Origin of the sequence: Streptomyces sp. NPDC086549 (genome assembly GCF_044746205.1) — a bacterium.
Taxonomy (GTDB): Bacteria; Actinomycetota; Actinomycetes; order Streptomycetales; family Streptomycetaceae; genus Streptomyces.
The window spans coordinates 320,893-345,092 of the sequence record NZ_JBIVBS010000008.1; the positions used below are offsets into that span (position 1 = coordinate 320,893).

20 protein-coding genes and 1 tRNA gene are annotated in these 24,200 nt (G+C 71.0%); 9 read left to right on the top strand and 12 right to left on the bottom strand.

The features are described 5' to 3' along the window. Nucleotides 1-27 precede the first annotated feature (27 nt). Nucleotides 28-1,410, top strand: coding sequence for a hypothetical protein (locus ACIPSA_RS26105; RefSeq protein WP_402638445.1), 1,383 nt, complete (start codon nucleotides 28-30; stop codon nucleotides 1,408-1,410). A 66-nt stretch (nucleotides 1,411-1,476) separates the two neighbouring features. Here ACIPSA_RS26105 and ACIPSA_RS26110 read toward each other — a convergent pair whose 3' ends face one another. Next, nucleotides 1,477-3,396 (bottom strand): collagenase, encoded by a 1,920-nt coding sequence (locus tag ACIPSA_RS26110; protein ID WP_402638447.1) that lies wholly within the window; start codon nucleotides 3,394-3,396, stop codon nucleotides 1,477-1,479. 135 nt (nucleotides 3,397-3,531) lie between these two features. Beyond that, complete coding sequence (locus ACIPSA_RS26115; protein ID WP_402638448.1) at nucleotides 3,532-4,491, bottom strand: LysR family transcriptional regulator; 960 nt, start codon at nucleotides 4,489-4,491, stop codon at nucleotides 3,532-3,534. A 166-nt stretch (nucleotides 4,492-4,657) separates the two neighbouring features. Here ACIPSA_RS26115 and ACIPSA_RS26120 point away from each other — a divergent pair, with 166 nt between their 5' ends. Both ACIPSA_RS26120 and ACIPSA_RS26125 read left to right on the top strand, forming a co-directional pair. Then, nucleotides 4,658-6,112, top strand: coding sequence for a glyceraldehyde-3-phosphate dehydrogenase (locus ACIPSA_RS26120; RefSeq protein ID WP_402638450.1), 1,455 nt, complete (start codon nucleotides 4,658-4,660; stop codon nucleotides 6,110-6,112). A gap of 438 nt (nucleotides 6,113-6,550) precedes the next feature. After that, nucleotides 6,551-6,629 (top strand) — tRNA-Asp (locus tag ACIPSA_RS26125). Between the two features lie 374 nt (nucleotides 6,630-7,003). On the opposite strand, the gene ACIPSA_RS26130 is transcribed toward ACIPSA_RS26125, so the two are convergent. Further along, nucleotides 7,004-7,798: an alpha/beta fold hydrolase gene (locus ACIPSA_RS26130; protein WP_402638590.1), complete on the bottom strand. Its 795-nt coding sequence runs from the start codon at nucleotides 7,796-7,798 to the stop codon at nucleotides 7,004-7,006. 68 nt (nucleotides 7,799-7,866) lie between these two features. On the opposite strand from ACIPSA_RS26130, the gene ACIPSA_RS26135 reads away from it, so the two are divergent. Further along, a complete protein-coding gene (locus tag ACIPSA_RS26135; RefSeq protein WP_402638451.1) occupies nucleotides 7,867-8,319 on the top strand; it encodes a MarR family winged helix-turn-helix transcriptional regulator in 453 nt (150 codons plus the stop codon). Between the two features lie 107 nt (nucleotides 8,320-8,426). Here ACIPSA_RS26135 and ACIPSA_RS26140 read toward each other — a convergent pair whose 3' ends face one another. Both ACIPSA_RS26140 and ACIPSA_RS26145 read right to left on the bottom strand, forming a co-directional pair. Further along, nucleotides 8,427-8,855 (bottom strand): hypothetical protein, encoded by a 429-nt coding sequence (locus ACIPSA_RS26140; RefSeq protein ID WP_402638453.1) that lies wholly within the window; start codon nucleotides 8,853-8,855, stop codon nucleotides 8,427-8,429. 32 nt (nucleotides 8,856-8,887) lie between these two features. Next, nucleotides 8,888-9,361, bottom strand: a complete 474-nt coding sequence (locus ACIPSA_RS26145) for an SHOCT domain-containing protein (RefSeq protein ID WP_402638455.1) — start codon at nucleotides 9,359-9,361, stop codon at nucleotides 8,888-8,890. A gap of 432 nt (nucleotides 9,362-9,793) precedes the next feature. Here ACIPSA_RS26145 and ACIPSA_RS26150 point away from each other — a divergent pair, with 432 nt between their 5' ends. Continuing rightward, the gene (locus ACIPSA_RS26150; protein ID WP_402638456.1) at nucleotides 9,794-10,360 is read left to right on the top strand and encodes a potassium channel family protein; all 567 of its coding nucleotides are present in this window, start codon (nucleotides 9,794-9,796) and stop codon (nucleotides 10,358-10,360) included. A 169-nt stretch (nucleotides 10,361-10,529) separates the two neighbouring features. On the opposite strand, the gene ACIPSA_RS26155 is transcribed toward ACIPSA_RS26150, so the two are convergent. The 3 genes from ACIPSA_RS26155 to ACIPSA_RS26165 form a co-directional block, all read right to left on the bottom strand. Continuing rightward, a complete protein-coding gene (locus ACIPSA_RS26155; RefSeq protein WP_402638457.1) occupies nucleotides 10,530-10,736 on the bottom strand; it encodes a hypothetical protein in 207 nt (68 codons plus the stop codon). A 130-nt stretch (nucleotides 10,737-10,866) separates the two neighbouring features. Then, on the bottom strand, nucleotides 10,867-11,385 hold the full coding sequence (locus ACIPSA_RS26160; protein ID WP_402638458.1) for a hypothetical protein: 519 nt from the start codon (nucleotides 11,383-11,385) through the stop codon (nucleotides 10,867-10,869). Between the two features lie 88 nt (nucleotides 11,386-11,473). Then, nucleotides 11,474-14,155, bottom strand: a complete 2,682-nt coding sequence (locus ACIPSA_RS26165; RefSeq protein ID WP_402638459.1) for a LuxR C-terminal-related transcriptional regulator — start codon at nucleotides 14,153-14,155, stop codon at nucleotides 11,474-11,476. A 167-nt stretch (nucleotides 14,156-14,322) separates the two neighbouring features. Between ACIPSA_RS26165 and ACIPSA_RS26170 the strand changes: the two genes are divergently transcribed. Together ACIPSA_RS26170 and ACIPSA_RS26175 are read left to right on the top strand one after the other, a co-directional pair. After that, entirely contained in the window at nucleotides 14,323-15,780 is a 1,458-nt protein-coding gene (locus ACIPSA_RS26170) for a purine-cytosine permease family protein (RefSeq protein WP_402638460.1), read from the top strand. 79 nt (nucleotides 15,781-15,859) lie between these two features. Beyond that, a complete protein-coding gene (locus ACIPSA_RS26175) occupies nucleotides 15,860-16,849 on the top strand; it encodes an aldo/keto reductase (protein WP_402638461.1) in 990 nt (329 codons plus the stop codon). Between the two features lie 93 nt (nucleotides 16,850-16,942). Here ACIPSA_RS26175 and ACIPSA_RS26180 read toward each other — a convergent pair whose 3' ends face one another. After that, entirely contained in the window at nucleotides 16,943-18,652 is a 1,710-nt protein-coding gene (locus ACIPSA_RS26180) for a carboxylesterase/lipase family protein (RefSeq protein ID WP_402638462.1), read from the bottom strand. Nucleotides 18,653-18,875: 223 nt separating this feature from the next. On the opposite strand from ACIPSA_RS26180, the gene ACIPSA_RS26185 reads away from it, so the two are divergent. Continuing rightward, the gene (locus ACIPSA_RS26185) at nucleotides 18,876-19,976 is read left to right on the top strand and encodes a glycerophosphodiester phosphodiesterase family protein (RefSeq protein ID WP_402638463.1); all 1,101 of its coding nucleotides are present in this window, start codon (nucleotides 18,876-18,878) and stop codon (nucleotides 19,974-19,976) included. A gap of 69 nt (nucleotides 19,977-20,045) precedes the next feature. After that, nucleotides 20,046-20,531, top strand: a complete 486-nt coding sequence (locus tag ACIPSA_RS26190; RefSeq protein ID WP_402638464.1) for a carboxymuconolactone decarboxylase family protein — start codon at nucleotides 20,046-20,048, stop codon at nucleotides 20,529-20,531. 72 nt (nucleotides 20,532-20,603) lie between these two features. Here the strand turns inward: ACIPSA_RS26190 and ACIPSA_RS26195 are convergent, their stop codons facing one another. From ACIPSA_RS26195 to ACIPSA_RS26205, 3 genes are read right to left on the bottom strand one after another with little or no spacing between them, the layout of a single operon-like run. Next, nucleotides 20,604-21,401: an aminotransferase class IV gene (locus tag ACIPSA_RS26195; protein WP_402638465.1), complete on the bottom strand. Its 798-nt coding sequence runs from the start codon at nucleotides 21,399-21,401 to the stop codon at nucleotides 20,604-20,606. A gap of 13 nt (nucleotides 21,402-21,414) precedes the next feature. Continuing rightward, nucleotides 21,415-22,593 carry an FAD-dependent monooxygenase gene (locus ACIPSA_RS26200; RefSeq protein ID WP_402638466.1) on the bottom strand — a complete coding sequence of 393 codons (1,179 nt, stop codon included), beginning with the start codon at nucleotides 22,591-22,593 and terminating at the stop codon, nucleotides 21,415-21,417. Continuing rightward, nucleotides 22,590-24,158, bottom strand: a complete 1,569-nt coding sequence (locus ACIPSA_RS26205; protein WP_402638467.1) for a class I adenylate-forming enzyme family protein — start codon at nucleotides 24,156-24,158, stop codon at nucleotides 22,590-22,592. The genes ACIPSA_RS26200 and ACIPSA_RS26205 overlap by 4 nt, the downstream gene beginning before the upstream one ends. Nucleotides 24,159-24,200: the final 42 nt, after the last annotated feature.

The window sequence follows — 24,200 nt, forward strand, 5'->3', positions numbered from 1 at the left end:
GGCCGCCTTTCGGCCTAGCGTTCCGCTGTGACCCGCTCCTTGCTCCGCGACCTCTGCGCCGTCGCGGCCGCCGCCCTGCTCGTCCTGACGGCCGTACTGGTGGGCCGCCACATCCAGGACGCCCATCGCACGCTGTTCGTCCACTGGCCGCCGCTGTTCGCCGACTGGGACCCCCACGTGGGGCCGGGCACCCCGGCCGCCCTGGTGGCGGCTGCGGCCGTGGTCGTGTACGGACCGGGACTCGCCCGGCGCCTGCCGTGGCGGGGGCTGCTCGCGGCGGCCTGGGGGGCGTCCCTCGCCTGGACGTGGTCGCTGGCGCTGGTCGACGGCTGGCACCGGGGCGTCGCGACCCGGCTCACCACGACGAACGAGTATCTCCGGGTCGTCGACCGCTTCCACGACATCCCGGGCACCCTGCGCGACTTCACCCACCACATCCTGGCGCAGTCCCCCGCCCCCTGGCCCGCCCACATCGCGGGCCACCCTCCGGGCGCGACGCTGACCTTCGTGTTCCTGGACCGCGCCGGTCTGCGCGGCGGTGGCTGGGCGGGTGCCTGGTGCATCACCGTCGGCAGCACGGCCTGTGCGGCCGTGCTGCTGACGGTGGGGCTGCTGGCGGGGCAGGGGCTCGCGCGGCGGGCCGCGCCGTTCCTGGTGCTGGCACCGGCCGCGGTGTGGGTCGGGGCGTCCGCCGACGGATACTTCGCGGCGGTGGCCGCGTGGTCCGTCGCGCTGCTCTCGATGGCGGTGGCGGGGCGGGCGGGGGCCGGACGGAGGGCCGCGGCCGCGTTCGGCGCGGGGCTGCTGTTCGGCCTGACCTGCTACCTGTCGTACGGCCTCACGCTCTTCGCGCTGATCGGCGCCGTGGTGGTGCTGCTGGGCCGGGTCCGGGCCCGTGACCTGCTGAGGGGACTGCCTTTCCTGTCGGCCGGTCTCGCCGTGGTCCCGCTCCTGTTCACCCTCGCCGGCTTCCACTGGTGGGAGGGCTACCGGCTGCTGGTCACGCGCTACTACCAAGGAGTCGGCGGCATCCGCCCCTACGGCTACTGGGTCTGGGCGAACCTGGCCTGCACCGTCGTGACCGTCGGATTCGCGACCGCGGCCGGCCTCGGCCGCGCCGGTGCCGCGCTCGTCCGCGACCGCGCCGTCCTCCTCCCCCCGCGGTCCCGGGAGACCGCCGACGGAGCCGCCGACGACGCCCGCCTCGCCCTGCTGGTGCTCAGCGCCCTGACGGCGCTGCTCGTCGCCGACCTGTCCGGCATGAGCAAGGCCGAGACGGAACGCATCTGGCTGCCGTTCGCCCTGTGGCTGCTGCCCGCCTGCGCGCTCCTCTCCCGGCCGCGGGCCTGGCTCGCCGCACAGGCCGTTCTCGCCCTGCTCGTCAACCACCTGTTGCTGACGGGCTGGTGAGGAGGCCGAGCCGTGGACCGACCAGGCGTCGGTCCACGGCGAGTGAACACTCCGGCCCCGCACGCCCTACGGAGTGGAGCAGGCGCCGCCCGCGCACGCCGTGAGCCAACGGTCGAAGTCGTCGTCGTAGCGGGTGCCGATGCCGGAGGCGTACACGTCGTATCCGCCCGCGTAGTCACCGGCCCGGAAGCGGGCGAGCATGCGCTGGATGTCCGCCGGGTGGTTCTCGAACATGTAGCGCGCCGCGAGATAGCCCCACGGATAGGTGCGGATCACGTCGCTGTTGGCGTAGGTGTTCTGGAACAGCGTGCTCAGCCGGTAGGTGTGCCGGCCCGCCTCGGCGACCGCCTGGTCGTCGGTGATGCCGCGGTAGCCGTAGGAGACGTACTCGGCCAGGCCCTCGATCCACCAGACGTCCGGCACCGACGTCTGCTGGGCGAAGTCGCCCTTCATGTCGTCACGGGCGTCGAGGAAGTGCGTGTACTCGTGATTGAGGTTCCATATCCGGGCCGGGAATCCGTCGTCGTAGTTCTTCTGGTACATGATCGAAAGCGGCTGGTTGGCGGGGTCGGCCGGGTCTCCTTCCAGGGTGATGCCGCCGTTGTCCGTGCTGACGCCGTAGATCGCCCCGGCGTAGGTCTGGTAGTCGGCGCGGCCGGCGAAGACGACGAGGTGGACGGTCGACACGTACTGGCCGGGTATGGGTCCGTCGCCCTTGACCAGGTCGTGGAAGTAGGCGTCCTGGCCGAGCACGCTGGCGCAGGCCGCATCGAGGTCGGCGGGGCTGAGCGCCTGGGCGCGGATGGTGTGCGTCGCGTCGCAGGTGTGGGTGATCGGCAGGGCGGCCCTGGTGAGTTGGCCGGGCAGGTCGCAGACGCCGTAGAACGAACAGTTGGGGCGGTCGTAGGAGTCCGCCTGCGTCGCCACCGCGACCCACAGTCCGGCCGTCGGTCCGGTGATCGCGGACGCGTCGAGCAGCTCTCTTGTCAGCGGCCTGGCCAGGGACTGGAGCGCCGGGTGCTCGACGTAACGGGCCACGTTCATACCGGCGTTGGAGTCCAGGTACGCGCGGTCGGTGCCGAGCAGGTCCAGGTGGTCGAGCGCGAACGAGTGGAGGGTGTCGACGATGCCCGGGTCGGCGGCGACCGCGTCGACGTAGGCCGGGTTCCAATTGCCGCGCCACAGCGGCGTGTAGACGTCATTGACGGCCGCGACCATGCTCGGGACGGGGTCGTAGGAGCTGTCGTAGTCGTCGAGCAGCCGCTGGTAGACGTCCAGATAGCGGGCCTGCTGGTCGGCGCTGTCGGTGAGGACGACGACCTCGGCCAGCACGTCGCCGTTGGCCGCGGTCACGTCCCCCGAGTGCCGGCGGGCGAAGAAGGCGTCCAGGCCGGACGTGGTCGCCGCGGTCAGGCGCGGGCCGTACGGGCCCACGTCGGACGGGTGGTTGAACTGCACGTAGTAGCCGGCGCGCAGGAAGAGGACGAGCTGCCACACACGGTCCGTGTTGTCGCCGCGATAGGTACGCGCGGCGCGGGTGAAGGCGTTGGCGACGGTGACCATCTGGGACTGGCGGAAGACAGCGTGCGCGGCTGGACCGGTCACCGCGAACAGGGTGTTGACGCAGTCCGTGGTCGAGGCCCTGACGAGGGCGACGAGCGCGGACCCGGTTCTGCTGCCGAAGTCGGCCGGCGTGCACGAGGCGGCCTTCGTCGTGGCGCGGGGCCGGACCGGGGCGGGCGTCGGTGACACGGGAGGCAGTTGGGCCGGGCTGAGTCGCCAGTCCTGTACGGCGGGACGGTCGGTGGCGCGGGTGGTCGAGCCGGTCGGTGGGGGCGGCGCCGGCGTCCGGGACGCGGTGACGGCGGTGGGGCCGGCCGGGGCCGGGGGTGCCGCGAGTGCCGGCGTCGACAGCAGGCCGGCGAGGGTGACGCAGACGGCGAGAGTGCCGGCCGTGCGTCCGGGCAGCGCGGAGCGGTAGCGCATCTGGGCTCCTCCACGGATGGATGCGCCTCTATGGGGGTGGCGAGGCGTGTGCAGCACTGTGCCAAGGACGCCCCGCCCCAACAATGGCGTGTGACATAGCACATGACACTGCCGGCCCATAACACCCGGCACCGGCTACGTTCCGGCGATGCTCCAGGTTCGCGCGGCCCATGTCCTCAAGTGCGGTGACTGCGCCACGAGTTCCTTGTGCGCGTCGACCGCCGACCGGAACAGCGTCTCCGCCAGCTCCTCGGCCACGGCGCCTCGCCGCCAGGCCAGCACGTAACGGCACCACAGCGGCGTACCGGCCAGCGGTTTGACCAGGACCTGCGGGATCGGCGTCAGGGTCGGCTGGACGAGGGACACGCCGAGCCCATCGGCGATCATGCTCTGCAACTGCAGCCGGTCACCGAGGAACTCGTGCACGGCCACGGGCGTGAAACCGGCGGCCTCGCAGGCCGCGTAGAAGACTCCCGGCCATCCCGCGCCGTCGTCCGGCGTCAGGAACCACGCGTCCTCGGCCAGGTCGGCGAGCGAGACCTGGGCCCGGTGGCGGAGCCGGTGGCCGGACGGAAGGGCGACGAACGTGGGCTCGGTGACGATCCCGCGGTGCGTCACCGCGGCGGAATGCGTCAGCTCCATTCCGGGGTAGTCGGCGGCGATGGCCGCGTCCACCGCGCCCTCCTCCAGGAGCTCGACGATCCGCGAGGAGGCGTACACGCTGTTCACCGAGAGGTCGACGTCCGGCAGCCGGGCCCGGAACCGGGACACCGCTCCCGGCAGGACCGGCGAATTGGTCGCCGCCACCCGCAGGGTCTGCCGTGCCCCCGCGGCACCGGCGGCAGGGCGGCGGCCGATCGCGTCGGCACGGGCGAGGACGTCGCGCGCCTGGGCGACCACCTCGACGCCGTACGGTGTCAGCCGCACCCCGGTCGTCCCGCGTACGAACAGCGGCTCGCCGAAGAAGCGCTCGATCCGCCGGAGCTGGGTGCTGACGGCCGGCTGCGAGTACCCCAGGTCCGCGGCGGCCCGGCCCACGGTCCCCGCGTCGGCTATCGCACACAGCACGCGCAGATGCCGAAGCTCCAGCTCCATCCGCCACTCCTCCGTCCACCGGCGGACAGGAAGCGTTCCATCGCGCCTTCGCCCCCACAAGATAACCGTCCGCCATCGTCTCCCGGCCGCCGGGGGCGACCCGTTTGAATGATGAAAACAGGGTGCCGCTAGCATATGAGCGCTGCCTAGCTCGAAAGAGATTCCTGTGACTGTCAACGACGACTCGTTCACCGACTGGAAGAACCGCGAAGAGATCGCGGAGTCCATGATCCCGATCATTGGAAAGCTGCACAGGGAGCGGGACGTCACGGTCCTGCTGCACAGCCGCTCCCTGGTGAACAAGTCGGTGGTCAGCCTCCTCAAGACCCACCGGTTCGCGCGGCAGATCGACGGCGAGGAGCTCACGGTCACCGAGACGCTGCCGTTCCTGCGGGCTCTCACCACGCTCGACCTCGGGCCGTCCCAGATAGACATCGGCATGCTCGCCGCGACGTACAAGGCCGACGACCGCGGCCTCACGGTGGAGGCGTTCACCGCCGAGGCCGTCGCCGGTGCCACGGGCGCCAACAAGATCGAGCGCGGCGACGGGCGTGACGTCGTCCTCTACGGCTTCGGCCGCATCGGCCGCCTCGTCGCCCGCCTGCTGATCGAGAAGTCCGGCTCCGGCAACGGTCTGCGGCTGCGCGCCATCGTCGTGCGCGGGGGTGGCGGGCGGGCCTCCGAGGACCTGGTGAAGCGCGCCTCGCTGCTGCGCCGCGACTCCATCCACGGCCAGTTCCAGGGCACGATCACCGTCGACGAGGCGAACAGCACGATCGTCGCCAACGGCAACGCGATCAAGGTGATCTACGCCAACGACCCGACCGAGGTCGACTACACGGCGTACGGCATCAAGAACGCCATCCTCATCGACAACACCGGCAAGTGGCGCGACCGCGAGGGCCTGTCGAACCACCTGCGCCCCGGGATCGACAAGGTCGTCCTGACGGCTCCCGGCAAGGGTGACGTGCCCAACATCGTGCACGGCGTCAACCACGACACGATCAAGCCGGACGAGCAGATCCTGTCCTGCGCCTCCTGCACCACCAACGCGATCGTCCCGCCGCTGAAGGCGATGGACGACGAGTTCGGCGTGCTGCGCGGCCACGTGGAGACCGTCCACTCGTTCACCAACGACCAGAACCTGCTGGACAACTACCACAAGGCCGACCGCCGCGGCCGCTCGGCGCCGCTCAACATGGTCATCACCGAGACCGGCGCCGCCTCCGCCGTGGCCAAGGCGCTGCCCGACCTCAAGGCGAAGATCACCGGCAGCTCGATCCGCGTCCCGGTGCCGGACGTCTCGATCGCCATCCTCAACCTGCAGCTCGCGGGCGAGACCACCCGCGAGGAGGTCCTCGACTACCTCCGCGAGGTGTCGCTGACCTCGCCGCTCAAGCGCCAGATCGACTTCACCACCGCCCCCGACGCGGTCTCCAGCGACTTCATCGGCTCGCGCCACGCCTCGATCATCGACGCCGGCGCGACGAAGGTGGAGGGCGACAACGCGATCCTCTACCTCTGGTACGACAACGAGTTCGGCTACTCCTGCCAGGTCGTCCGCGTCGTCCAGCACGTCTCCGGGGTGGAGTACCCGACGTACCCGTCGCCGGCGGTCTGAACAAGACCGGCCTTGAGGACCGGCTTCGCCCGCCGCGGCTCACCACGCGAGGAGAACGGCAGGCCGTGACGTAGTACGGCCCCGCACCGGTCGGGCGGGGCCGTCGTCATGCGATGGGCTCAGGCGCCCGGAAGGACTTCGGCGTCCGGCGCGAGTTGGAGCCCGGCGCGGCGGAGGAACTCGTCCAGCTCGATCGTGCCGCGCAGCGGATCGTCCGGGTCCCCGAATTCGGCGACGCACCCCTCTGTGCCGTCCCAGGTGTCCGGGTCGGGGCTGTCGTAGATCTTCGTGGACGACGGGCTCCGTCACGCCGACTCCTCGCCCGGGCGCGCCGGGTCCGCGCTCAGGTCCCGGCCGGTGCGGCCAATGGCGCCCCAGCTGCGGCGGACGCGCAGAGACCATAAATCAGGTGACCGCCCAGGGCGCCCGTACTACGGTGGTCGTCGTTCAGGTGCGCAGGTTGCGGCTACTTCTCCTGTCAAGAGGGTGACGCGGGTTCGAATCCCGCCGCCGGCCAAGGCCGGTGTCGTCCAGTGGCCGAGGATGCCAACGTTGCCGCCGCCGACTCCGATCTCTGAACACACAGGCACGAGCCGCCCGCCACGGGGGATCCAGGCGGGCGGCTTCGTCATGCTCACCCTCGAGCCTTCTTCCACACCCCCGCGGCCGCCCACCCCAGCAGTGCACTGATCACCAGATCGCCGACGACCGACGGGGTGTCCGCCCCCTTCGAGGCGCTCACCAGGCCTCCGAGGCAGAGGCACCACAGAAACAGGGAGAAGAATCTCCACACGACGTACATTGCGCCCCCCAAGGCGTTTCACAGTGAGGGCGACAGGCTAGATCGTTCGTTCTACCGGCAGTATCCCGGGGTGCGTCGGCCGCCGGCGGTTACGGCGTGCCGGCCGGAGTCCCGGCCGTCCGGTGGAGGTGGGCGTCGATCAGGGCGAAGGTGGCGTCCGGCTGTTCGAGGTGGGGGAGGTGGCCGGCCTTGGGGACGACTTCGAGCCGGCCGTCGGCGAAGGCCGCCGCGTAGGCGGCTCCGTAGGCGGGCGTGACGATGCGATCGCTCTCCCCCCACACCAGCAGGGCGGGCTGCCGGACGCGCTCCAGGCGGCGCAGCAGCTTGGGGTCGTGCATGTAGGGGTCCTCGGAGAGGATGCGCATGGTGGCCATGTTGCCCTGGCGGCGGGCGAGTTCATGGGCGGGGAGGTCGGCCGGGTCCTGGTAGTGGCGGTCCGGGTCGTGCCAGGAGTGCTCGGCGGCGCCTCGGGCGTCAAGGGCGAAGAAGTCGGTGATGGGCTCGGTCTCGACGTGCACGCCGACGGCGTTGACCAGGACGAGGCCGGTGATGATTCCCGCCGTGTCGCGCACGGCCATCTCGGCCGCGATCCAGCCGCCGAGCGAGGAGCCGACCACCAGGACGTCACGCAGTCGACGGTCCTGCAGATGGTGCAGGTAGGCGAAGGCGAGGTCGTCGACGCCGGTGCACCAGACGGGCCGGGGGGTGCCGTCCCAGCCGGGGTGGACGGGCGCGATGACGTGCGCGGTCCGCGAGAGGTGTGCGGCGAGGCCGGCGACGGTGGTCGGGCCTCCGCCGCCGTGCAGGACGAGGACCGGCCTGCCGGTGCCGTCTTCGGTGAAGGTCAGCGGGAAGTCGGCGTACACGTGTGACGTCTTGTTCATGGGCATGGCCCACACAGTAACTAAACTTCCTTATATAAGCTAGCTTAGTTTTCGGTTACACTTGGCTCATGCACGATGACCTGCAAGTTCTCGGCAGGGCCGTGAAACAGGCCCAGTACCGACAGCACCGGGCCCTCGACAGCGCCCTCACGGCCGCCGGAACCACCCTCGCCCAGTGGGACGCGCTGCGCGCGATCGGCCGCACACCCGGAGCATCTGCTCGGGAGCTGGCCGGCGCCACCTTCCAGAGCGAGCAGGCGTTCGGCACGCTCGTCGGCCGGCTGACCGCTCAGGGCCTCGTCGAGCGCCGGCCCGGCCACGGCAGGCGCATCCAGCACCACCTCACCCCCGCGGGCGAGCAGCTCCTGGCCGCCGGGCACGAGGTCGCCGACACCGTGCTCGCCGCCTGTTTCTCCCCCTTGTCCGGGGAGGACCGCGCGACCCTGCTCGGTCTGCTCCGGCGACTCGGCGGAGCAGGAGAAGCAGGAGAAGACGGAGCAGGAGAAGACGGACACGGGTAGCCGGGGAGACACCACGGTCGGCACAACACGTCGTCCCCGGCGCCGCACCACCGGCGCCGGGGACTCCCATGTGTCGCCGCCCTACGAACTGCGTCGCGCAGCAGACGCTAGACGGGCTCTGACGATCCGGTACGTGGGCTGACGCACAACGCCCAGATGACGAAGCCCGAAAAGGCGACCATCACGATCGACCAGACCGGGTAGTACGGCATGGAGAGGAAGTTGGAGATGATGAGGAGCGCGGCGATGGCCACGCCGGCGACGCGGGCCCACGTCGCGGTCGCGAACAGGCCGAGACTGACGATCACGGCGAGCGCGCCCAGTACCAGGTGGGCCCAGCCCCATCCGGTGAGGTCGAACCTGAAGACGTAGTTCCGCGTTGTGAGGAACACGTCGTCCTGGGCGATCCCCATGATGCCGCGGAAGACGTCGAGTACCCCGGCGATCATCAGCATGACGGCCGCGAACGCCGTCAGGCCGACGGCCCATTGCTGCTTGGTCGTACGCGCTTGCGTAGTGCTGCGTGGAGCGGTCATGCCCGTGCCTCGATTCCCTCTCGTTGATGTGCTCAGCGACCGGAGGCGGTGGTAGTGGCGCCACCCCGGCGCTCGGCCGGGCCGTAGTCGCTCAGGACCAGCGCCTTCGCCCTGGTGAATTCCTCGTCCGTGATGTCGCCGCGGGCGCGCATGTCGGACAGCCTGGCCAGCTCGTCGACACCGCTGGGCCGGCCCTCGCCGCCCCCGGCCGTCTCACGGATGTAGGAGTCGAAGGCCTGCTGCTGTGCGCGCGCCTGTGCCATTTCGCGGTCTCCCATGGACCTGCCGCGGGCGATCACGTAGACGAACACGCCCAGGAAGGGCACCAGGACGACGAGCAGAAGCCATCCGGTCTTGCCCCAGCCGCTCAGGGTGTCGTCACGGAAGACGTCGACGACGATCCGGAACAGCAGGATGAACCACAGGATCCACAGGAAGAACCACAGCATCGTCCAGAAGGCACTCAGCAGTGGGTAGTCGTACGCGAGGTACATCTGCGGGCTCATCTGACTCCTCCGTTCCGGGCGCTCGCCCGGCAGCGGTTTCTGCCGTTCTCAGCGTGCCCACGGCAAGGACCGGGGGCTTCACCCGAAGAGGGTGAACGTGTGCGCCGCGGTCTGCTCGCCGGCTCGGTGTGAGGTCCTCGCCCCGTGGAGGCCGCCCCGTCGGGAGTGTGTCCCGGTCCGGGACCCGGCTCCGGGCCGCGCGACTCGGTCATGGCTCCTCCTCACGCGATCGGGCGGGTCGCCCCCGGACCGCCGACGGGGCGGTGTGTGAGGGCCTCACCGGGCCAGAGTGCCGCCTGCCGTCGCCCGCCGGGTCACCCTCGGCGGGTGATCCCGCCGCACCGCTGCGACGATGAGGGAGGGTGAAGAGGCCGCCGGTTTCCGGCCGACCGGGACGAGGAGGTCCGTCGCGATGGAACACGGAGACCGGGGATGAGCGGCCTGGTGCCCGGCCGGAGGCGGGCGTCGCTGATGGCGGCGGTGCGTACCTGTCTGATCACGGTCGCACTCGTCACGGCCTACTACCTGCTTCCGCTGCGCGAACGCGGCACGACCGCCACCTCGGCGCTGCTGCTGGCCGGGGTACTGGCGGTGGCCGTGGTCTTCTCGTGGGAGGCCTGGGCCATCCTGAGCTCGCCCCACCCGCGGCTCAAGGCCGTCGAGGCCCTGGTCGTCACGCTGGCACTGTTTCTGGTGCTCTTCGCCGGCGCCTACTACGTACTGGACGGCACCAGTCCGGACTCCTTCACCGAGCCGCTGACCAAGACGGACGCCCTGTACTTCACGCTGTCCACGTTCACCACCGTCGGCTACGGCGACATCACCGCCGCCTCCCGGGTGGCGCGTGTGACGGTGATGCTCCAGATGACCTGCGGTCTCTTCCTCGCGGGAATCGCCGTGCGGATCCTGACGAGAGCGGTCGAAGTGGGGCTGCTGCGGCGGGACGCACCCCCGCCCGAGCCGGACACCGGGTCGGCGGACCGGGAGGAGCGGCCCTAGCCAGGGCCTGGGCGGATCATGCCGCGCGCACGGGGTCCGGCACGCCCTCCCCCAAGCGCCCGACCGCGCCCTACCGCACCCGAGCAGAGGTACCCCATGCCCCGCTCACCTGCGCCGATCGGATGCCGCTTCCGTCCTGCACCCCGATCCGCCGGACAGGCCCTGGCGGTCACGGCCGCCGGTCCAGCAGCCGGCGCATCTCCACCAGGCGCAGCCCCAGCGACCGACAGCGCGCCAGCAGCCCATAGATGTGGGCCTCGTCGACGACCGGGCCGAACAGGACCGTCTGACCGGCCATCGCCACATGGTCCAGCTCGGGGAAGGCCTTCATCAGCGTCTCCGACAGATGTCCTTCGACGCGGATCTCGTAGCGCATGAGCTGCTCTCCCGCAGGCTGTCCGGGGGGCAGGCGGACCGCGCCCCTGTCTGCGATCGTCCGCCTGGGGGCGGTCCGCTGCCTCACCCGGTTCAGGTGACCCGCCGCCGCCCGGGCCGGAACATGTCCGTCAGTGCTTCAGGGCGAGCTTGAACGAGATGATCAGCAGGCCGAGCAGCAGATTGACCGCCGCGGTGGCGGCCGACTCGGGCCAGGAGGCACCGGCCCGCCGGGCCGCGGCCACCGACCAGCCCACCTGCCCGGCCACGGCCACGGCGAGCGACAGCCAGATCGCGCCCGGCACGTCCAGGCCCAGCAGCCCGCTGACGGCCACGGCGGCGGCCGGCGGTACGGCGGCCTTGACGATGGGCCACTCGGCCCGGCACACGTGTAGGACGGTCCGGCGGTCCAGGGGTTTCCGTGCCAGGTGTTCCCCGAACAGCTCGGCCTGCACATGCGCGAGCCAGAACACCACACCGGTCAGCACGAGCAGCGCCACGAGTTCCACGCGCGGGAACGAGCCCAGGATGCCGGCGCCGGCCACCACGGAGGCCGCGAGCATGGATCCGTAGACGCCTCCGGTGTAGTCGGTGTGCGCCCGGGGCTGCGCGCCGGGCGTCCGCGCTGCGGTGTCTTCGGACGAGGCCATCATGGGTCTCCGGGGGTGGGATGCCGCCTCAGCGGGGCGAGACGAGCCGGACGGGCCGTCCCGTGCCATGCCGTACCGTGCCGCACGGTCACAGCAGTCGCAGTTCGCGCGCCCTGCGCACCGCGTCGCTGCGCCGGTTCACCGCGAGCTTTCGGTACACGCTCTTGAGGTGGGTCTTCACGGTGTTCACCGAGACGTACAGATCGGCCGCGATCTCCTCCGTGGACATCATCTGGGCCAGTCGTTGCAGCACGTCCCGCTCGCGCCCGCTCAGTTCCTCCACGACGAACGGGGCGGGTTCCGCCATGGCCTCGGCCGGCCCGTCGTGCCGTGGACCGTCGGGCGTGAGCCAGCCGCCGGCCAGGCCCTGGAGCGGCGCCGTGCACAGGAGCCGCCGTACGCGGGGTCCCGCTTCGAGGAACGGACGCCGCAGCCGCTCCCGCCGGGCCTCCATGAGTGCCTGCGCGACGAGCCTGCGGGCGGTGGCGGAGTCGCCGTCCTCGTCGGCGGCGTGGGCGCGTGCCAGCGCGGCCCGGACGGTCACCGCGGGACCGGCCCGGCCCTTGGTGCACAGGTGGTCGAGCATCTCGATCGCGGCCTCCCGGTGCCCCGTGGCGAGCTGGACACGGGCCACCTGCACGGCACAGGCCGGCTGGTCGTCGTAGGGCAGCTGATCCAGCACCTCCGCGGCACTGTCCGGCCGCCCCTCGGCCAGGCGGGCGGCGGACGTGATCAGGGCCGTGTGGCCCTCCGCCCACGGGGAGGGAACGTCGGCGAAGACGGCGGGGTCGGCCGCCGCCACGGCGGCCTGCGCGTCGCCCCGGGCCAGCAGCAGTCGTGCCGTCGCGATGGACCGGCCCGCCGCCGTCACGGGGTCCTGGACGTCGGGACTGGCGTCGGCCGCCTCGTCCAGGAAGGCCTGGGCCCGGACCAGTTCGTCACGGTCGACGGCCACGGCGGCCAGGACCAGCCGCCCGATGCCGCAGCCCGAGGGCTGGGGCAGGCCGACCCGGTCGGTCTCCGTCATCGCCGCCAGGGCCTTGCGCTCGGCCCGGCCGGGCCAGCCGTTGAGGTAGTCGATCAGCGCGAGGTGCCCCAGGGACTCCTCCCGCGGCAGCGCCGTGGCGGCTCCGGCGGGGCCGCCGACCACCGTGGTCAGGGCGGCGCGCGCGTCGTCGAAGCGGCCGGCCCACAGGCGTGCCGAGCCCAGGTGCGTCAGCAGCAGGGCGGTGAGCTCGGGGTGCTTTTCCAGGAGGTGCGCGGGAATCGCGTGCCGCAGTTCCTCCGCTGTCTCCACGGCCTTCTCGGCCTTGCGGGGAGAGCCCGTGAGCCGGGCCGCCAGGGCTTCCAGAAGCGCACAGCTCAGCCGGGCGGCCAGGTCGGACCCGTCCGTGGCGAGGTCTTCCTCGGCCCGGCGCAGATGGGCCAGGCCGCGGTCGAGGTCGTGCCGGGACAGGTCGCGAGCGGCACGGACCAGCTCCGCCGCGGGCCCGGTGGTCTCCGGTTCCATCCGTGAGAACAGTTCGGTCAGGTCGTCGCAGCGCAGGCCGGTGAAGAGCTGCCCGATCGCCAGGTCCTCGACGAGGGCGCCCGCGGTGAACTCCCAGTCGCCCGCGGCGGCGCCGTGGACCAGGGTCTCCGGGAGCGAGCCGGAGCCGCGCAGCCACTCGGCGGCCCGTCGGTGGAGTTCGGGTTCCAGACCGGGGGAACGCGCCCGCAGGTGGGCCCGGAGTATCTCGGCGAACAGCGGGTGGAGGCGGTACCAGGTGTGTCCGAGGTGCTCGACGAAGGCGTTCTGGCGGTGCAGTTCGGCCAGGTCGAGCGCCGCGCCCTGGCGGCCGGTGAGGGCCTCGGCCAAGTCCGGGCAGAAACGCTCCAGGACGCTGACGCGCAGCAGGAGGTCCTGGGTCCGGTCCGTCTGCTGTCTGAGCACCTCGGCGAGGAGAAAGTCGGCGACCGCGCTCCGGTCCGCCTCGAACTCCTTCAGGTACGCCTCGGGATCCGGGCTCTCCTGCGCGGCCAGGGCACACAGCCGCAGTCCGGCGGCCCATCCCCGGGTGCGGTCCACGAGGGCGCGCGCGGCCACCACGGGAAGGCTCAGACCGTGCCGCGCCAGCAGGGTGGCCGCCTCCTCGGGCGTGAAGGCCAGCTCGGCGTTGCGGATCTCGGTCATGGCGCCGGCCGCCCGGTAGCGGTGCAGCGGCAGCAGCGGTTCGGTGCGGGTGACGAGGACCAGGCGCATGCCCCGACCCGCGTGGTGCAGGACGAATTCCAGCTGGTCCGCGATCTCCGGGGCGGTCACGTGGTCGTACTCGTCGAGCACCACGATCACGGGCCGCTCCCGGCCGCTGAGCTCGGCGGCGAGCCGTGCCAGCAGCTTGTGGTCCACCAGGCTCGCGTCCGCCGGGCAGCCGACCTCGCCGGACACCGGGACGCCGGCGGCGCGCAGGGACTGCAGCAGGTACGCCCAGAACATCCCGGGGCCCTGGTCCCCGGCGTCGTTGGTGAGCCAGGCGACCGTCTGGTCGAGGCCCGCGGCCCAGTCGGCGACCAGCAGTGTCTTGCCCGCACCGGCCGCACCGTTGACCACCGTCAGCGGCGTCTGCAGTGCCTGGTCGAGATGGGTCGCCAGCCGCTCGCGCCGCAGGAAGGCGGCAGGCACCGTCGGAAGGGCGAACCGCGTCCGCAGAAACGGTTCTCCCAAGGGATCGACGGATGCGTCGTCCGTCGATCCCCCCTCGTTCTCATGGACCGGAGCCACCGCGCTCACCACCCCGTCCGCAGGTAATGGGCAGTGCTTCACCCCCTCATGATCCCAGCTTTCACCCGCATGCGCAGAACACACAGGCCGAGCGGTACGGCCGCCCGGCCCAATTGACCGGTGGCACTCGGGGGAGCAATGTGACGACAGGGGCGTACCAGCACTCGGGAGGCACCGTGACCACCTCAGCGCAGCCTCGCGTGTCGGGTCTGGAGATCCGGTCCATCGACTACGTCCCGCTGGACGAGCGGCACGGCAAGCTCTGGCACCTCGGGCCGCTGTGGTTCATGTCGAACGCGCAGATCGCCACGCTGGCCGTGGGGCTGATCGGCGTCACCGCGGGCGGCAATCTCGTCTGGTCGCTCATCGCGATCGTGGCGGGCACCGTCATCGGCACCTTCTTCATGGCCTTCCACTCGGCCCAGGGCCCGCAGCTGGGCCTGCCCCAGATGATCCAGTCGCGGCCCCAGTTCGGTTACGTCGGGGCGCTGCTGGTGTGGCTGTTCGCGTATGTGCAGTACGCGGGGTTCAACGTCTTCAACACCATCCTCGCCGGTGAGGCCATGCACGCCACGGTGCACGGAGGCGTCAAACCGTGGGTGGCCGTGGTCACGGCGGTCGCGCTGGTCGTCGCGCTGGTGGGCTACGACGTCATCCACCGCGCCGAGCGCGTCCTGACGTACATCTTCCTGGTCGTCTTCGGGATCTTCACCGTGGACGTCCTGGTCAACCTGCACTATCCGCCGGGCTCCTTCGACCTCGGCACCTTCCAGGCGACCCCGTTCCTGGCCCAGTTCGGTGTGGTCGCGGGCTACCAGATCAGCTGGGCCATCTATGTCTCGGACTACTCGCGTTACCTGCCGCCGGACGTGACGGTCCGCAAGACCTTCTACTGGACCTACTTCGGGTCGGCGCTCGGCGGCATCTGGCTGATGGTGCTCGGCGCGCTGCTCGCCGCGTGGGCGGGCAAGGGCTTCGACACGATCAGCTCGATCAACGCGGCGGGCGACAGGGTGTTCAGCGGATTCGGCGCGATCGTGCTGCTGTTCGCCGCCCTGGGACTCGTGTCGGTCACCGCGCTGAACATGTACGGCGGCTCGCTGACGCTCATCAGCGCCATCGACTCGTTCAAGCGGGTCCGGCCCACGCTGACCGTACGGCTGGTGACCCTCGGGCTGACCGCGGCGCTCTCCCTGGTCGGCGCGCTGGCCGCGACGTCCCACTTCCTTGAGAACTTCAACAACTTCCTGCTGCTGGTGCTCTATCTGTTCATCCCGTGGACCGCGGTGAACCTCATGGACTACTACGTAGTGCGCCGGGGCCACTATGCCGTCGCCGAGATCTTCAACCCGCACGGCATCTACGGGCGCTGGGGCTGGCACGGCATCATCGCGTACCTGGTGGGGTTCGCCGTGATGATCCCGTTCTTCTCCGTCGGCACCCTCTATGTCGGGCCCGCCGCCGAGGCGCTGGGCGGAGCCGACATCTCCCTGTTCATCGGGCTGCCGGTCTCCGCGGCGCTGTACTGGCTGCTGACCCGGTCGATCGACGTCGACGCCGAGCAGCGGCTGGCCGAGGCGGAGGCCACGGAGCTGGAACAGGCCGCGCACGAGCACCGCGAACCCTCGCCTTGACTTCGAGCGCACTCCAGGTCCTAACGTCCCGGACGGAACACCACGACGACCAACTGCGCAAGGAAGGGCCGGAACTGAGATGGAACAGCGCACCCTGCGAGACCTCCGGGTATCCGCCATCGGCCTCGGCTGCATGGGCATGTCCGCCTTCTACGGCTCGGCCGATCAGGACGAGGGCATCAAGACCATTCGACGCGCGCTCGAGCTGGGCATCGACTTCCTCGACACCGCGCAGATCTACGGGCCGCTCACCAACGAGACGCTCGTCGGCGAGGCGGTCAAGGGGCATCGCGACGAGTATGTGATCGCCACGAAGTTCAACTACCGGATGGACAACGCCGTTCCCGGCGACATGAGCACGATCGGACCGCAGGACGGCTCCGCCGAGCATGTACGCAGCTCGGTCCACGGCTCGCTCAAGCGGCTCGGAACCGACTACATCGACCTCTACTACCAGCACCGGGTCGACCCGAACGTGCCGATCGAGGAGACCGTCGGCGCGCTCGCGGAGCTGGTCGCGGAGGGCAAGATCCGCCACATCGGTCTGAGCGAGGCCGGGGCGGAGACCATCCGGCGCGCGAACGCCGTCCACCCGATCACCGCGGTACAGACCGAGTACTCGCTGTGGACGCGCGACCCGGAGGCCGAGGTCCTGCCGACGTGCCGGGAACTCGGGATCGGGTTCGTCCCCTACTCCCCGCTGGGCCGCGGTTTCCTCGCGGGCCGCTTCACCTCCCCCGACGAGCTCGACGAGTCGGACTTCCGCCGCACCGGCCCGCGCTTCACCGGCGACAACCTCGAAGCGAACCTCGCGCTCGCGGCCAAGGTGAAGGAGATCGCCGCGGAGAAGGACGTGACACCCGCGCAGCTGGCGATCGCCTGGGTGCTGGCACAGGGTGACGACCTGGTCCCGATCCCGGGCACCAAGCGGCGCACCTACCTGGAGCAGAACGCCGGCGCGGCCGACGTCGAACTGACCAAAGAGGACCTGGCCCGCATCGACGCCGAGCTGCCGCAGGCGGCCGGGGAGCGCTACAACGAGGCCGGGATGAAGACCCTGAACCTCTAGGCCCTGGCACGGCCGACCAGGGGCTGCGTGACATGGCCCGCATCGGCGACGAGCCGGTCGGCCGGTGCGCGCCCTGTCACGCAGCCCCTGGTTTCAGAACGCCGTGGCCTGCGACTCCAGATAGGCCTTCAGGAAGGCGAACTTGGCGTCGCTGTCCGCGGCGGGAACGGGCGCGAAGTGGTCGCCGAGCTCCATCGCCTGCGGTGTGTCCGTGGTGAGGGCGGGCCAGGCGCGCAGGGAGCCCCCGTTGGGGTCGCCGGTGGCCGCGAAGTTCGCCACGTAGGAGGCGGTGGTGTCGGCGAGGTCGTAGTCGTGTGCCGTCCACGGCCGGTCGGTGTTGTAGATGAAACCCAGGAGGTAATACACGTCGGAGCCGTGGAAGGCGCCCGTGGCGGCGGTGCCGATGACGGGGTTGGTGCCGTCGTGGCCGGGCGGGACGTGGGTCCAGTAGTACGTGTGGACCGGGCTGCTGTTGCCCGCCGTGTCCGTGAACTGGCTGCCCCACAGGAAGGTGGAGACGCGCTCCTCGTCGCGGGCGTAGGCGCTGTACTGTACGGCGGCCTCGGCGTCGGAGGTGGCCGGGTACAGGTCGAGGAAGGTGTCCGTCAGGCCGGTCGGGCCGAACTCGGCGGCGGCGTAGGCCCGGTACTCGTCCAGCGTCATGGTGAGGGTGGGCGACGCGCCGTTCTCGTCCTTGCAGTTGCCGGTGAGGACGGGCACGTCGGTCTCGGCGCGGGACTCCATGGCCGCGGTGTACGTGCTCGGCAGTACGTAACCGTCGAGGACGTTTCCGAAGTCGGTCGCGTCGGCGGGCGCGTCCGTGGCGTACGTCCTGGTGACGATCTCGTCCGCGGACAGCGCCCGCAGGTCGGCCAGGGAGGAGGCACCCAGGTAGGACGCGAAGCGGGTGCCGTTGGCCTCGGCCGCGGCCAGCTCGCGGTATCCGCCGGCCGCATGGCCGAGCGAGGGGTCCTTGGTGTACTGCACGCCCGACGACAGCAGCGCACGGTGATAGAGGCCCCGGGCGATCTGAGAGGTCATCAGGATGTTGACGACGGAGGCGCCGTGCGACCAGCCGGCCAGGGTCACCCGGTCCGGGTCGCCGCCGAACGCGGTGATGTTGCGCTGCACCCATTCCAGCGCGGCCACGGTGTCCAGGACACCCCAGTTGCCGGACGCGCCGTGACCGGACTCCGCGCTCAGTTCCGGGTGGGCGAGGTCACCGAGCGCGCCGACGCGGTAGTTGAAGCTCACGAAGACCACGCCCTTGTTGGCCAGCAGCGAGCCGTCGTAGATCTCCTGCCCGGACCACATCGCCGTGTCGTGGCCGCCGTAGACCCACACGAGGACCGGGCGGTGCTCCCGCGCGGAGGTGGCGGCGGTCCAGATGTTGAGGTTGAGGCAGTCCTCGCTCAGTTCGGGTACCTGGTCGTCCGCGATGCCCGTGACCGGCTGCGGGCAGGCGGGGCCCCAGCTGGTCGCCTTACGGGTGCCCTCCCAGGACGGCGCCGGCCGGGGCGGGCGCCAGCGGTTCTCGCCGGCGGTGGAGGCGGCGTACGGGATGCCCTTGTAGACGGTCACGCCTCTCAGCCCGCCGGTGGCGCCGGTCACCGAACCGGACTCCGTCGTCACCGGGTCGGCGGCGGCGCTCGCCGCGGCTCGGCTGTCGGCCGCCAGGGCGGGGGCGGAGTCCAGAGCGCCGAGCAACGCGGCGCCGGTGGCGACACCGGCGGCGCGGGCGAGGAAACCACGGCGGCCGAGTGCCGCGGCGCCGGGACGGTGGGGGACGTCTCGTAAGGTCAAGGGGGTTCCCTGTCGGTGGGGGGGACGGGCTGGCGAGTCGCCTCATGCTGGGCCGAACTCCTGTGCGCGGCAACCGAAACGGCCGGATTCACAGCTTCCGCGCGTGCCGCCGACGGCGGTGCGCAACGCGCCGTTCACAGGAGCATCACGCCCAGGTCCTTCCGCATGCGCGAGGCGGGGCTACCGTCGTCTGTTCGCCCGAACCGACACGAGTGAGGTTTCGATGTCCGCACGACACATCCTCGCCGGCCTGGCCCTGGTGCCGGTGTTCGCGTTCCCGGTGGCCGCCCGGGCGACGACGTCCGGCCCCGCCGGTCACCCTCCGGTGCCGGCCCACAAGGCCCGCTTCGATCTGCAGGCCCATCGGGGCGGCATCGGCATGACCACCGAGGAGTCCCCGGAGGGGTTCGGCAAGGCGATGCGCCTCGGGGTGTCCACGCTGGAACTGGACACCCAGATCACCAAGGACCTGAAAGTCGTCGTCAACCACGACCGGCAGGTCAGCGCGGTGAAGTGCCGTGACACGGCGCCGGTCACACCCGGCGACCCGATGTACCCGTACGTCGGGAAGTACATCAAGGACCTGACGCTGGCCCAGATCAGGACGATGGACTGCGGCTACCAGCAGTTGCCAGGATTCCCCGAGCAGGAGGTCGTCAAGGGGTTCCGGATGGCCGAGCTCAAGGACGTCCTGAACCTGGTGAAGAGCTATCACGCCCGGCAGGTCAAGCTGAACATCGAGACGAAGGTCGAGGCCGGCGCGCCCGAACAGACCGCGCCACGCGAGCTGTTCGTCCGTCGGGTGTACGAGGAGATCCACCGCTCGGGCATCGAGGACCAGGTGACCATCCAGTCCTTCGACTGGGGTGCGCTCAAGGTCATGCACCGGCTCGCGCCCGGATGGCCGCTGGTCGCGCTCACGAACTACGACTTCCTCCAGGTCGGCCGGCCCGGAGCCTCCCCCTGGCTCGGCGGGATCGACGCGGACGACTACGGCGGCGACTTCGTCAGGGCGGCCGCCACGATCCCCGGTGTCACGACCCTCTCCCCCAACTACGGCTTCCCGCAGAACGGCAAGGTCGGCGACCCGGGCTTCCGCTTCTACTCCGACGCCGCCATGGTCGCCGAGGCACACGCCCGGGGCCTCAAGGTCGTCCCCTGGACCTGTGACGACCCGGCCACCGTGGAGGCGCTGATGGACCTGGGCGTCGACGGCATCATCACCGACTACCCCGATCACGTACGGCAGATCATGGCCGACCGGGGCATGCGCCTGCCCAGGCCGTACTACCCGCACGCCCGACCGGGTCAGGGCATCCAGTAAAGCACTCCCTTTATTCGGGATTCCTTGATCCTTACTCGTCCCGCGCTTTTCCCGGTATAGAGTTTCCTCATGACAACGAGCATCCCGCCATCACGCGTCGCCCTGAAGAAAATTACCCCCACCGTATCCGGAGCAATGGGTGCCCTGCACGGTGCCGCCGTGACCGCGGCGCAGGAAGCCAAGGTGGAACCCGAACTGCTGGAGCTCGTGAGAATTCGGGCCTCGCAGATGAACGGGTGCGCGTTCTGCCTGGACATGCACACCAAGGACGCGCGCGCCGCGGGCGAGACCGAGCAGCGGATCTACGCGCTCAACGCCTGGCGTGAGACCCCCTTCTTCTCCGAACGCGAGCGTGCCGCACTGGCATTGACCGAGGCAGTGACCCTGGTGCACGACGGCCATGTGCCGGACGCGGTCTACGCGGAGGCCGCCGAGGTCTTCGACGAGGCACAGGTCGCCGCGCTCATCTGGGCGGCCACGGTCATCAACGCGTACAACCGGATCGCCATTGCGACCCGTATGGTTCCGGGCGCCTATCAGCCCGCCCAGAAGTAAAGAAGAAATCCGCGCACACTCAATCGCGCCGGGCCACGGAAATTCGGGCCCGGCGCGATGTCGTCGGCTCATTCACCGCTTATCGGGAAGCGGCTCCATCATTTCCTCCAGCCACCTTCTCCATTCCGGCGCGCGTGCCGCGGGCCCGGCTGTCATCGACTGTCCCGTCCAGGCGGTGACGGGCCGAATTCCGTGCAGCGCATTTACCACCCACACTTCACGGCCGTCCAGTTCCGCCAGGGTCCGTTCGCGGTGGGCGACGCGGATGCCCGACTGCCGGGCGCGCTCCTGGACGAGCCCGACGGTGACGCCGGGCAGGACGGGCAACTGCGGTGGCGGCAGACACAGAACGTCGTCCTCCCACCACACCAGACTCGCGGTCGCGGACTCCAGCACCAGCCCGGTGGGGGCGACCAGCACGGCCTCGTCCGCCCCGTGCGCGACGGCCCGGGTGCGCAGGCGGGCCAGGGCGGCGAGGTCCGGTCCCTTGCGCCGGGGGATCGTCCGGGGATCGATCTGACCGGTCGCCCAGACCCGCACCTCCGTGCCGAGCGGCGGGGCGTGCCGCAGGAGCAACCTCAACTCATGTGACTCCGAGGCGAGTTCGACCCGGGGAAACCATTCGCCGGAGCGGGGCAGCGCCGCGGTCACGTCCTGCCAGAACTCGATGAGCCGGCGCAGGGGCGGTCCGTCGCAGTCCCCGCAGGACCGCAGGAAGCGTTCGCGGTGGCGTGCGTACCCGCGCATGCGCCCGTCGCGCAGCAGCCAGGAGTCGGCGACCAGCAGTCGTCCGTCGGACGTCGGCGCGGGCGTGAGTCCGCTGCCCGGGTCCCAGGTCGACAAGGACTCGGCGAGGGTCGGTTGTGTCATCCGTGCGCCTTCCTCAGTACTTCCGGCCGGCGACGGCCGGTGCGCCGCCTCGGGGTCCGTAGGGAGCGTGCTCCAGCCATGAGCCGCACCATGGGAGTACGGGCGCGAGGGCCGCGGCGGCGCGCTGTTTCACCCGTACGATCCGGCGTGCGGGCCGCAGATGCTCCAGCGCGGTACCGGCGGCGGCGCTGTTGAACAGTCCGGCCGCCCGGCGGACCTCGGCGAACTCCTCGACGGCGGCGACGGTTCCGGCGGCAGCGGCCGCGGCGGCCGCCGCGGCGTCCGCGATGCCGCTGTTCATGCCCCGCGCCCCGAACGGCGGGAACAGATGCGCCGCCTCACCGACGAGCAGCACCCGTCGGTGCGGGTCGGTGAAGGAGGCCGCCACCTTGCGCAGGAACCGGTACGTGGACACCCACAGGATCCGGTCCTCGTACCCCTCCCCCACGACCGCGGGCAGCCACCGCCGTACGGCCTCCTCGGTGCCGTAGGCCTCGTGCGGGTCGTCGTCGTGGCACTGGAGGTCGAGCTGGAAGCCTCCGGTGAAGGGCACCCGCATGACGCTGCGGCCTCCGGTGCCGGGGTGCTCGTAGTGGAAGACCCGTTCCAGCGGGAGTTCGGCCCCCGGGATGTCGGCGATGTCCACGACGACGTGGAAGCCGTTCCCGTGGCTCCCCTCCAGCGGGATGCCCAGCTCGCGCCGGACGGTGGAGCGGGCCCCGTCGGCGGCGACCACGTGCGTCCCGGTCCAGGTGCGGCCGTCCTCGGCGGTCAGCACGACGCCGGTCGGCATGACCCGTACGCCCGCCACCCGGGCACCCCACTCGAACTCGACCCCCGCCTCCTTGCAGGCGTCGAGCAGGAACCGCTCAGTGTCCACCTGGCGCAGGCTGGTGAAGGGCGGGCGGCCGGTGGGGGCCGGGAAGGTGCGGGAGTACACCTCGCGGCCCCGGTACAGGGTGCGCCTGGTGTGCCAGGTCCGGCCGTAGGAGGTGATCTCGGCGGCCAGTCCCGGGCGCATGCCGTCCAGCAGTCCGAGGGTCTCCCGGTGGACGAACAGGGCGCGGCTGCCCGGCCGTTCACGGCCTTCCGGGTCCGCCTCCAGGAGGACGACCGGGAGGCCGTGGGCACGCAGGCCGAGGGCGGCCGAGAGCCCGACCGGGCCCGCGCCCACGACGACGACCGGGCTCATGCGCGGGCACTCTCGGCCAGCATGCGGGTGATCTCCACCCGCTTCACCTTCCAGGTCGCGGTCATCGGCAGTTCCTCGAACCGCCACTGGCGGGGCTCGGCCATCTCGGGCAGATCGGCGACCGCCTGCCGCCAGCGCTCCGGGTCCAGAGGCCGCTCGCCCCGGACGCTCACCACCGGCACCGGCTCCCGGTCCACTCCGGGCACGATGACGACCTCGCGCAGCTCCTCCAGCCGGGACATGAGCGTGTCCTCGACCTCCAGGTTGCTGTGCACGGCGTCGATCTGGTCGATCTCACGGTCGATCAGGTGCAGTGCGCCCCAGCGGTTCTGGTAGCCCATGTCGCCCATCTGCCACCAGCCGTCGCCGAGTTGGCGCTCGTACTGCTCGCGGGCGCCGAGGTAGGTGAGGATCCGGCCCCTGGTGCGGGCCTCGATCCGGCCCGGTGTGCCGGGCGGCACCCGCCGGCCCGACTCGTCCGCGACACGCACCCGGGTGAAGCCGGGGATGCCGATCCCGACGCGGCGGCCGTCGGCGCGGCCCGCGCCACTCCGGGTGAACCACTGGAAGGCGACCGGGCCCGTCTCGCTCTGTCCGTACAGCTGGATCAGGTACGGCGAGCGGCGCTTCGAGGCGTCGAGCAGCCGTCGTACGGTGCGGGGATGGATCGCGTCGAATGTCGATCCGTACGAGCGGACCCGGGCCAGCGGCGCACCCGGTGCGACCGCCAACTCCTCCCACAGGACGAAGGTGTTGGGGTGGGTCTCAACGATGCCGGGGCGGTGCCGGGCCAGCAGTGGGCCCACCTCCGCCGGGTCCGGGTCGGTGATCAGGACCATTGGGCTGCCGTAGTGCAGCAGGACGCCGAGGAGGTGGTAGAAACGCGAGTGCACGAACGACATGTGCAGCGCCGCGGTCTCGCCTCGCGTCGGCAGGCCCATCGCCTTCTGCGGCACGAGCCGGTTCCACATGGTGTTCGGACAGTGCACGGCGAGCTTGGGCACGCCGGTGGTGCCCGAGCTGTGGGTGATCAGGGAGGGTTCGCGGGGGTGGAGCCGTACGGGCGCGTGCGGCGGGGAGCCCGCGTACTTCTCCAGCGGTACGGCGCCGGGCGCGTCGTCGACGGAGAGGGTCTGCCGGACCAGTTCGGCGAGGGGGACGTCCCGCAACGGTCCCTCCAGCTTGGCCCGGTCGGTGATCAGCCAGGGCCGGTGGAGGCGTTCGAGGAGCCGGCCGACGACCGGTCCCGCGAGGGCGGGCGAGAGCAGCGCGGGGACGGCGCCGATCCGGGAGAGGGCACAGGTCAGCAGGACGATGTCGACGTTGTCCGTCTTGTGGACGACGACTTCCTCGGAGGGTCGTATCCCCGCCTCCCACAGGCGGGCGGACAGCTCGTCGAGGACGTCGGCGAGCACGCTGTAGGTGAGGTCGACGCCGAGTCCGGGGTTGACGTCGAGCGGGCGGTCGAGGGTGACGAAGACCCCGCCGTGCCGGTCTGCCGCCCGGCGGAACATGGGACCGAGGTAGAAGCCGCGGTCGGCGAGCAGGGGCAGCTGCCGGTTCATGTGGCCGTTCCTTTCTGCGGGGTGTTCGGTCCGGTCCGGGTG

Coding starts and splice junctions, on each gene's coding strand:
- ACIPSA_RS26155 (WP_402638457.1), bottom strand. CDS start 10,736: ATGCGCTACGAGATCCGCGTCGAAGGACATCTGTCGGAGACGCTGATG.
- ACIPSA_RS26135 (WP_402638451.1), top strand. CDS start 7,867: ATGCACGATGACCTGCAAGTTCTCGGCAGGGCCGTGAAACAGGCCCAG.
- ACIPSA_RS26185 (WP_402638463.1), top strand. CDS start 18,876: ATGTCCGCACGACACATCCTCGCCGGCCTGGCCCTGGTGCCGGTGTTC.
- ACIPSA_RS26195 (WP_402638465.1), bottom strand. CDS start 21,401: ATGACACAACCGACCCTCGCCGAGTCCTTGTCGACCTGGGACCCGGGC.
- ACIPSA_RS26115 (WP_402638448.1), bottom strand. CDS start 4,491: ATGGAGCTGGAGCTTCGGCATCTGCGCGTGCTGTGTGCGATAGCCGAC.
- ACIPSA_RS26175 (WP_402638461.1), top strand. CDS start 15,860: ATGGAACAGCGCACCCTGCGAGACCTCCGGGTATCCGCCATCGGCCTC.
- ACIPSA_RS26140 (WP_402638453.1), bottom strand. CDS start 8,855: ATGACCGCTCCACGCAGCACTACGCAAGCGCGTACGACCAAGCAGCAA.
- ACIPSA_RS26130 (WP_402638590.1), bottom strand. CDS start 7,798: ATGAACAAGACGTCACACGTGTACGCCGACTTCCCGCTGACCTTCACC.
- ACIPSA_RS26145 (WP_402638455.1), bottom strand. CDS start 9,361: ATGAGCCCGCAGATGTACCTCGCGTACGACTACCCACTGCTGAGTGCC.
- ACIPSA_RS26160 (WP_402638458.1), bottom strand. CDS start 11,385: ATGGCCTCGTCCGAAGACACCGCAGCGCGGACGCCCGGCGCGCAGCCC.
- ACIPSA_RS26110 (WP_402638447.1), bottom strand. CDS start 3,396: ATGCGCTACCGCTCCGCGCTGCCCGGACGCACGGCCGGCACTCTCGCC.
- ACIPSA_RS26200 (WP_402638466.1), bottom strand. CDS start 22,593: ATGAGCCCGGTCGTCGTCGTGGGCGCGGGCCCGGTCGGGCTCTCGGCC.
- ACIPSA_RS26150 (WP_402638456.1), top strand. CDS start 9,794: ATGAGCGGCCTGGTGCCCGGCCGGAGGCGGGCGTCGCTGATGGCGGCG.
- ACIPSA_RS26205 (WP_402638467.1), bottom strand. CDS start 24,158: ATGAACCGGCAGCTGCCCCTGCTCGCCGACCGCGGCTTCTACCTCGGT.
- ACIPSA_RS26190 (WP_402638464.1), top strand. CDS start 20,046: ATGACAACGAGCATCCCGCCATCACGCGTCGCCCTGAAGAAAATTACC.